The sequence below is a fragment of the Bacteroidota bacterium genome, from assembly GCA_030017895.1.
Lineage (GTDB): Bacteria > Bacteroidota > Ignavibacteria > UBA10030 > BY39 > JASEGV01.
This window is the reverse complement of record JASEGV010000099.1, coordinates 1-9,360: the sequence shown is the minus strand read 5'-3', so window position 1 is coordinate 9,360 and position 9,360 is coordinate 1. Positions and strand designations below refer to the sequence as shown.

The 9,360-nt window shown below is 33.9% G+C and carries 9 protein-coding genes; all 9 read left to right on the top strand.

Annotated features, from left to right (window positions below; all coding sequences use genetic code 11):
• Nucleotides 1-125 precede the first annotated feature (125 nt).
• Entirely contained in the window at nucleotides 126-1,250 is a 1,125-nt protein-coding gene (locus tag QME58_13235; protein ID MDI6804780.1) for a hypothetical protein, read from the top strand.
• Nucleotides 1,240-2,451, top strand: a complete 1,212-nt coding sequence (locus tag QME58_13230) for a hypothetical protein (protein ID MDI6804779.1) — start codon at nucleotides 1,240-1,242, stop codon at nucleotides 2,449-2,451. Before QME58_13235 ends, QME58_13230 begins: the two co-directional genes overlap by 11 nt.
• Before the next feature lie 15 nt (nucleotides 2,452-2,466).
• A complete protein-coding gene (locus QME58_13225; protein MDI6804778.1) occupies nucleotides 2,467-3,399 on the top strand; it encodes a hypothetical protein in 933 nt (310 codons plus the stop codon).
• Between the two features lies 1 nt (nucleotide 3,400).
• The gene (locus tag QME58_13220) at nucleotides 3,401-4,144 is read left to right on the top strand and encodes a methyltransferase domain-containing protein (GenBank protein MDI6804777.1); all 744 of its coding nucleotides are present in this window, start codon (nucleotides 3,401-3,403) and stop codon (nucleotides 4,142-4,144) included.
• Nucleotides 4,145-4,146: 2 nt separating this feature from the next.
• The gene (locus QME58_13215; protein ID MDI6804776.1) at nucleotides 4,147-5,310 is read left to right on the top strand and encodes a GNAT family N-acetyltransferase; all 1,164 of its coding nucleotides are present in this window, start codon (nucleotides 4,147-4,149) and stop codon (nucleotides 5,308-5,310) included.
• A 37-nt stretch (nucleotides 5,311-5,347) separates the two neighbouring features.
• On the top strand, nucleotides 5,348-6,523 hold the full coding sequence (locus tag QME58_13210; protein ID MDI6804775.1) for a GNAT family N-acetyltransferase: 1,176 nt from the start codon (nucleotides 5,348-5,350) through the stop codon (nucleotides 6,521-6,523).
• Between the two features lies 1 nt (nucleotide 6,524).
• A complete protein-coding gene (locus tag QME58_13205; GenBank protein MDI6804774.1) occupies nucleotides 6,525-7,748 on the top strand; it encodes a glycosyltransferase family 2 protein in 1,224 nt (407 codons plus the stop codon).
• Between the two features lie 47 nt (nucleotides 7,749-7,795).
• Nucleotides 7,796-8,173 (top strand): response regulator, encoded by a 378-nt coding sequence (locus QME58_13200; GenBank protein ID MDI6804773.1) that lies wholly within the window; start codon nucleotides 7,796-7,798, stop codon nucleotides 8,171-8,173.
• 7 nt (nucleotides 8,174-8,180) lie between these two features.
• Nucleotides 8,181-9,360 (top strand): hypothetical protein (locus tag QME58_13195; GenBank protein MDI6804772.1); only part of this gene is annotated, 1,180 nt, incomplete at its 3' end.

Below are 9,360 nucleotides of genomic sequence, written 5' to 3'. Positions count from 1 at the left end.
ACTTGCATGCTCAAGGAGATATAAAATGACCCACTCGAGTACGCGAAGACCCCTTTAAAAAAGCATTTTTTAATAAGCCCCCTGCGGTGATTATTGGTAATGTATCATTAATTCGAAGCCTGGTTATGGCAAATATTCCGTTTATTTGCGGTTCGGATATCAAAGAAAATCCCGTATTTTATTCAAAGTACAGTAAATACAAAATATTATTCTCTGATTATCTTACGACCGATTTTATCGAAGAACTGATTACATTTGGTAAAAGCAGTAACACAAGATCGGTTTTTATAAGCGATGACGACCGAGCGATATTATCATTTTCTAAACATCGAGATAAGTTACAGAATTATTTCCATTTTAATCTTCCTGAACATAAAATAGTTGATGATCTTTTAAATAAAAAAAGGTTTTCATTAATAGCAGATAAATTTCATCTTCCTGTACCGATAACTTTCATTCCTGAAAATTGTAATGATATTGATGCAATCGCTTGTAAAATAAATTATCCTTGTGTGATCAAACCTTCGTACAGGGAATTATGGTGGGTTCCTGAGTTTAAAAAAGTTTTTGGAGCGTACACAAAAGTTATTCACTGCAATAATAAAAGTGAATTGCTAAGTAATTATGATAAAATAAAGAATGTTAATCCGGATGTCATTATTCAGGAAAGTGTTGTAGGACCTGACTCACAGTTATTTAGTGTAAATATGTATATAAACAAAAATGGTGAATTATTAGGAATATATGCAGCCCAACATAAAAGTATTTATCCAATACACGGCGGCGTCGGAAGTTTAGTCGAAACTGTGGATGCCCCTCACTTAATAAAATTATCAATTGAAATCGCACACAAATTAAACATCATAGGTTTTTTTAATATTCAATATAAAAAAGATATTAGAACAAACGAACTAAAAATATTAGAGGTTCAATTTCGTAACAGCATGTGGTGCTCGTTAGGTGCACAAAGCGGAGCTAATGTAATCGCAATCGGTTACTATGACATGGTGGGTTTAGAATATCCATATTCAAAGCAAGCCCGTGCAGGTGTTAAGTATATTGATATTATTAGAGATTTATTAGCTCTGAAAGATTATTGGAAAAATGGAGAATTAACTCTTTTAGAATGGCTAAATACCAGAAGAGGTGAAGTTACCTACGCAATTGTTTCGTGGAAAGATCCATTACCGTTAATAACTAATTTATGGTTCAGTTTTAAGAACTCTTTGGGCAAAAGAAATGAAAAATAGAACAAATAAATACCTTCCTCCAGTTGTTATTATCGGTGGTAATATCATCGCGGTATCTGTTGCCAGAGCATTAGCTAAATCGGGAATATCATGTTATGCAATTGGTGAGACAACAAGTGAAGTTCATTATTCGAGATTCTGTAAAGGAATAAAATATTCAAGCATTATTGATAAGGAAACCGTGTGTTTGGTTTGGTTATTTAATACAGGCAGACACCTTCATGAAAAACCAGTAATTATTCCCTGCTCCGATGCGGGACTGATGTTCACAATTAACCACAGAGCTGAACTTGAGAAATATTTTACCCTGATGGAAGCTAAAGATGAAATTACTCTCGCGATGTTAGATAAAGCTGAAACTTATTCCTTATCACAAAAAGTAGGAATACCTTCTCCGAAAATCTGGCATGTCAATTCATTGGAAGATGTCCATAATATTTTGGATCAAGTTACATACCCATGTCTGTTAAAACCAAGATATTCACACAAATTTTTTCCGCTTTTCGGAGGGAGAAAATTATTTAGAGTTAGCAATAAAGAAGAATTGGTTAACCTTTTTAAATTAACTCAGGGTTATAAACTTCAAATGTTAATCACTGAATTAATTCCGGTAAATAGCGAAGGTTACCATTGTTATTATACACACATAGACGAAAACGGAGAACCCTTATTCCATTTTACAAAATTGCGGCCTCGGCAATATCCCAACCTTTATGGTCTCGGCACGTACAATGTTTCAAATTGGAATCCGGAGGTTGTGGATGTTGGACTAAAGTTTTTACAAAAAATTGGACTTCGTGGTATTGGAACAGTTGAATTCATACGGGATAAACGTGACGGTATACTAAAATTTATCGAATGCAATCCCCGATTCACAGGCACTACGGAGCTACTCCCGAGATGTGGTTTGAATTGGCCTCTGTTTGTTTATAATCGGATGATAGGGGTGCCTACACCCCCGATGAATGAATATAAGCGTGGGGTTTGCATCATTAAACCTGCAAGCGATTTTTTAGCATTTCGAGAACTCAATAAAGCAGGTAAATTAACTTGGTTAGAATGGTTAAAAAGTTTAATGCATCCTTTACATTTTTATTATTTCAGATGGAACGACCCGCTTGTTTTTTTATACACATTTTACCGATTCCTGAAACACCAGTCACAAAAAATTAGAAAGCGAGTCAAAAATTATGAAAATTAAAAATATGCTTCAAATATGGATAATTATTATAAATTGAATATTGAAGAGATAAACACGATTGAGAAATTTGAGATGCTCAAAACGGAATGGAATTTAATTGTAGAGAGCAACCAAAATTTAGGTGTTTGTTCGACATTTGAATTTATGATGTTATGGTGGAAATTATTCGCGAAACCAAATATGAACCTATCCATCATAGTGATTAGGAAGGATGATGAAATCATCGGCATCGCACCATTTATGATAATTCGTGAAAAATTTTTTGGATTACCGACAACTAAAATCCAATTTATCTCGATGGCTCAATATGCCGATTCACCTGCAAGTTTCATTGCTTCGCTCGACATTTTAATCAAATCTCACCATGAAGAAGTTATCCACAACATTATTTCGTACCTAATAAAACAAATAAAGGGTTGGCATTATATTCGTTTGAATCCGATTCCGGTGAATTCAACCACATTAGACTTACTAAAAAAAACAGCACCAGCATTTAATTGTAAATTGATAAACAACAAAGCATTCTCAACATTAAAAATAAAATTACCTGAAACGTGGGAAAATTATCTGGCAAGTCTATCAAAGAATTTTAGAAAATATTTAAAATCAAACGAACGTAAGCTACAACCGCTTGGTTCGCTCAATTATAAGTTGGTTACGGCTCACGATGAACTTTTGCAAATATTTCCACATATAATGGAAATTGAAAGGCGTAGATGGAAATGGGACGTTGGCATCAGCATAAATTCTACAGCATATCGAGATTTCTATAAACGTTTTGCCGACGTAGGGGGCAAACTCGGTTGGATTCAACTTTGGATACTTCAACATAGGGTCCGAAGAAAGCTTAACGATATAAAAAATAGACTCTTTCGTAAATTAAAGATTAGGTTAAAAAGTTCGGAATATACAAGAGTTGAACAAGTCGTAAATAATATATACTATTAACATGCTAACTATTATGAATTATTTCTCAAAATATTCTATTAATAAAGGGATACATAAATTACGACGTACATTTAATACTCCTAGAATAATCGCAAGGTCAACCTCGGATGTTTCAGGTTTGATTGAAGTAATAGATATTGGTAGAGAGCGTCAGCTACTCATAAACGGTGAAACCCATTCTTTTATTATGACAAGAGGAAAATGGAATGAAGTTAAACGAGAATGTTGGGGTTATATGAGCCGCTCCCCATTCGCCCTTACCAAACAACCGCGGGTACTGGTTTGCGGATTAGGTGGTGGTTCTATAATCCACCTCCTTGATAAATCATACCATCCGGCTTACTTTACAGCAATTGAACACGATCCTGAAATTGTGAAATTGGCGATGGATTATTTCTCTCTTAATAAAATTCGTAATCTATCGGTTATCATCGGCGATGCAAATGAAGCATTAAATAATTTAAGCGACTCACAAGAAAAATTTGACCTCATAATTGATGACGTTTTTTATGTAAGTGCCCGTTTTAATGTTGAAGTACAAAAAGATCTGATTCAATTATTTACTTCTTTGTTGGCACAAAATGGTGTAATAACTTTTAACAGGGCAATTGATACCGAGGAAGACATCGACAAGGTAGAAGTATTCAAAAATATTTTATCAGCATCAGGTTATCGGGTGAAATCAAAATCAATACGGCAGATAGGGTGGAATGATATTATTTACTGTCAGTTGAAACCACTATAACAATGCAAATACAAATAATTAAAACATATACGGAACTGAAATCGCTTGAAAGCGATTGGATGAAACTCCATTCGGAAATGAAGGGAAATATTTTCCAATCATATCATTGGAGTAATGAATGGTGGAATTTGTATGCAAAGGAGAATTATGAATTATTCATTATAACCGCTTGGGACAATTCAGAATTGTTTGGAATTTATCCACTTTTCAGTGAAGAACTAAAGATTGGACCATTAGGTCTTACTCGCCTCCGATTTATCGGAATATTCCAAGCTTATGCTGAATACAAACCACTGGTTCATCCGACTAAATATCAAGAGGTGCTAAAATTAGTAGTTCATACCATTAAAGATAAATTACAGTCTCGTCAAATCGATTTAATATCTTTATACGGATTTTCACCTTCATCAGATTTTATAACTGATTGTTTGTTAAAATTGAAAGAGAATAATTTAATAGTGCGTTACACACCAAAAACAGTTATCCGCCCGATGATGAATCTTCCTGAAAACTGGGATGCCTATCTGTCAAAACTTTCGACTACAGAAAAAACGATGTTAACACGTAGAACAAAATCGCTTACTAAATACGGAGCTAAAGTTGAAGTATTAAAAAATTCACAGATTACCCAAAATGATTATAATGACTTTGTCGAATTGCATACGGCTACTTGGGAAGAAAAAGGATTCGAAGGGTATTTTAAATCATCAAATAATTTTAAAATATTTTTAGAGAGAATTACATCTATTTCATACAATCATAAAGACATACGTTTATATTTCTTCAAAAAGGATAAGGTGCGTTTTGCTGCTGTATATGCATTTTTTGACTATCCGGTATGTTGTTTCTATCTCAGTGGAATGAATCCGTACCATGAATTAAAACGATTTAGTCCAGGTAAAATACTTCTCAGTTACGTAATTAAAGATTCAATTGAGGCTGGCTTTAAAGAATTTGATTTTCAAGGGGGTAAAGAAACATATAAATATCAACTCGGAGGAGAGGATAATTATTTTGCAAAAGCTGAAGTATGGGCAAAAAATTTTCGTGCACCAAAAGTAATTATTTTCATCATTCTGCAAGTTAGCCGTCAAATCATTCTAACACATTTAAATTATAATCCGTTATCGAGAATTATCAGAAAATTGTTTGTGAAAAATAAATAATTTAATGAGTAGCCAAAATATTAAACAAGAATAAATTATGAAATCCGAATTATCAATTGAAGAAATCAACTCCATCGAAGAGCTTCAATTTATTCAATCAGAGTGGAATACATTACTCGCTAAAAGTGAGACACATACAGTATATCTCACTTATCAGTGGTTAACAACATGGTGGTCTTGTTTTAAAACACCAAACAAAAAACTTTTAATACTCGCTGTGCGCGATAATACTGAACTCATCGGTTTAGCACCTTTGATGATAGTAGAGTATTCAATAGCCGGCATAAAAATCCGGAAGATAGAATTTATATCAATGATGCGATTTGCTTATTCTCCTTCCAATCTCTCAGGATCACTCGACTTTATAATCAAAGCCGGCCGGCATCAAGAAGTACTTTCATCAATAATTTTGCATCTTAAAAATAATTTAAGGGGGTGGGTATATATGCGTTTGCATCCGATCCGATTCTCTTCATCTTCAATTTCTGTTTTGAAATCTTTAACAAAAGAACACGATTTTGCTTATCATCAAAGAATAGTATTCCATAATATCCGAGTTCCTATTGATACAACTTGGGAAATATATTGTCAACAAAGAGGAACAAATTTTTTAAAGAAATTTAAATCACTTGAAAATAAAATGATGCAATTAGGCGAGTTGAAGTACGTGGATATTACTTCAGCCAATTATTTTGAATCTGCATATAATACGCTCATTGAAATCGAAGCCCGAAGTTGGAAATCGAAAAATGGTTTACCGATTTTTCATAGCTTTTATAAGAATTTTTTTAAAAAACTTGCTAAGGTGTGTAGCGAGAACGGTATGTTAAGACTCTGGATACTTGAATTAAACGGGAAAGGTATTGCGTATGATCTGAGTATTATGTACTCAGACATAATTGAATCTCTCAGCAGTACCTATGATGAAACTTACGCTAAATATTCACCAGGACATCTTCTTTCATATTATGCTTTTAATAAATACTTTTTAGAGAAACGGTTAGAGATTAATCTTTTATGGGCTGATATTTCCTCAAAATCAAAATGGACTTCAACTTGGGATCAATTTGATGAAATTTTTATTTTCACTCGTGGATGTATCCCAAAAATATATTATTTTATTTTTCATACGATAAAATTTTATCGAGTATATCGGTTTCTTGCTAATAATTATTATTACTTAAAAAATAAACATATAGGAATATTCTTTTAATATGGAAACATTAATTATTATCGGCGAAATAGTTTTGATTTCCATATTTGGAAGCATTTTTTTATACCTTTTCTTCCTAAGTATTCTTGGATTGTTTTACAGAAGGTTAAATAATTTCAAAACGACCAAGCAACTTAAAATTGCGATGCTTATTCCTGCACATAACGAAGAAATTTCTATTGCCAAAACTCTTAAGAGTCTTTTTGAGGTTGATTATCCAAGGGAGCAATTCGATGTTATTGTTGTTGCCGATAATTGCACTGACCTCACTGCTGAAATTGCTAAAAAATATGGAGCAACGGTTTACGAAAGGACTGATAAAACAAATCGTGGGAAAGGATATGCCTTACGTTGGTGCATAGATTTACTATTCAAAACAAACCGTGGTTATGATGCAATATCAATTATCGATGCTGATAGTGTAATATCCAAAAATTTATTATCTGTACTTAATTTTTATATTAGTAAAGGTTCAAGAGCAATTCAGACGGCTGACCTTGTTGCACCTCAACCGGATGCCTGGAGTTCAGAAGTAACCCGGCTCGGTTTCATGCTTTACAACTTTGTCCGCCCTCTTGGTCGAAAAGTTATAAATTGCAGTGCCGGTGTTAGAGGCAACGGAATGTGTTTTACTACAAAAACTTTAAAAGATGTTCCATGGAATACATATTCGCTAAATGAAGATTTGGAGTATGGATTAGTGCTTTTATTGAACGGAATAAATGTCGATTTTGCACCCGAAGCAATCGTACTTGCAACAATGCCAAAATCTGCAAAAAATGCTGAATCTCAACGTGCACGTTGGGAACGAGGCAGATTTCCGATTATTAAAAAATATAGTACTAAGCTACTGCGATATTCAATCGAAAAATTATCGTTTCGAACTTTTGATGCTTTTATCGAATTGATAACACCCCCATTTGTAAACTCTGTTGCTTTTGCTATGTTAATGTTATTAATTAATTTGGTTCTATTATTATTTGGGATAGCATTTTCGAAAACATTCATCATGTTATGGAGTTTTGTTATTCTTGCTGCCGTTGCTCATGTACTGATTGGATTATTTACAGCACGGGCAGATGTGATGCTTTTCAAAGCATTTTTGTTTATTCCTAAGTATATTGTTTGGAAGTTTTTATTATACTTTAAAGTATTCCGGAATAACAAAAAAGATGAGTGGATAAGAACAACTCGTGAGCGGGTGTCAAATGATCAACCTAAATAGTATATTTTTAAAGAAAAATAGTTTAAGAAAGGTTAGATAAAATATAAATGAGCAATATATTAATTATTGATGATGACGAACTTCAACTTGCTCTACAACGGTCGATTCTGATGGACGCTGGATTTACAGTTTTTGCGACCGCTGATGGGCCGTATGGTATATTTATTTATCAGCAAAATGATATTGACCTTGTACTACTTGATATTGGAATTCCTAGTATGAGCGGTTTAGAAGTCCTACGTGAAATTAAAAAGGTTAACCCGAATGCTACAGTCATAATGGTAACTGGATACCCATCTATAGAATCCTCAACCTTGGCTGTAAAATACGGGGCATTCGATTATATTCAAAAACCATTTGAAGCTAACTTATTTTTAAAGAGAATAAAAAATGCTTTACAATTGAATGATGATTTTGTGAGGTGAAAATATTATGAATACAAAAATAAAAATTAAAATAATATTATTGCTTTTACTTATAGTATCGCTGCATGCGCTGTTCAATAATTCAATATATGCATTCCCATCTCAAATCGATGATGGATTTAACACGAATACGGTTATGTATCGCAGCGTTTATTTCGGCATCGACAGTCTAACATCCCTTTCAAAGTTAAAAGAACAGATTTCATCGGAGAACTCATCGACTATCATTCGAAATGAATTATCCAACTTGAATCCGATACGGAAAACTTTTAATGACGTTACTTCAAACCACACGTTTGGGCTACGCACTAGAGAGTCTCTTTTTTCTAAAAAAAATAATCGGGGGATAATTCCTTTGAAAATAGAAAAAAGCATCGATAATTTTTTAGAGAAAATGTCAGACATTCCGACGCCTCTCGCAATAACATACAAAGCACCCGATTCAGTAACAATCAAGGCGAGTGCAAGTGAGGGGGGTAAAATTGATCCTTCAGACCTCGTGCGGGTAGAGGTAGGTTCAAACCAAAAATTCACGATAGCACCGGACGAAGGTTACTATATAGGTGCAGTTTACATTGATGACATTTACGTTGACTCGACAACATCCTACACTTTTGTTAATGTAATAGAGGATCATACGATTCATGCGGCATTTGCAATCAACCAATACACAATAACATCAAGCGCTGGTGCCAACGGAACAATTTCTCCATTAGGTGTTGTGAATGTAAACTATGGAGCTAATCAACAATTCACAATAATTCCGAACACCGGTTACCATGTAGATAGTGTAATAGTTAACGGAGTGAAAGTAGACTCAACAACGAGTTACACATTCAATAATGTTACTTCAAACCATACAATCAGAGCTGTATTTGCGATTAATCAGTTTACTATAACCTCAAGTTCCGGTGCCAACGGAACAATTTTTCCATTAGGTGTTGTGAATGTAAACTATGGAGCTAATCAACAATTCACAATAATTCCGAACACCGGTTACCATGTAGATAGTGTATTAGTTAACGGAGTGAAAGTAGATTCAACAACGAGTTACACATTCAATAATGTTACTTCAAACCATACAATCAGGGCAGTGTTTGCAATTAACCAGTTTACTATAACCTCAAGTTCCGGTGCCAACGGAACAATAACTCCGCTCGGACCTATACCCGTTTCATTTGGTGATA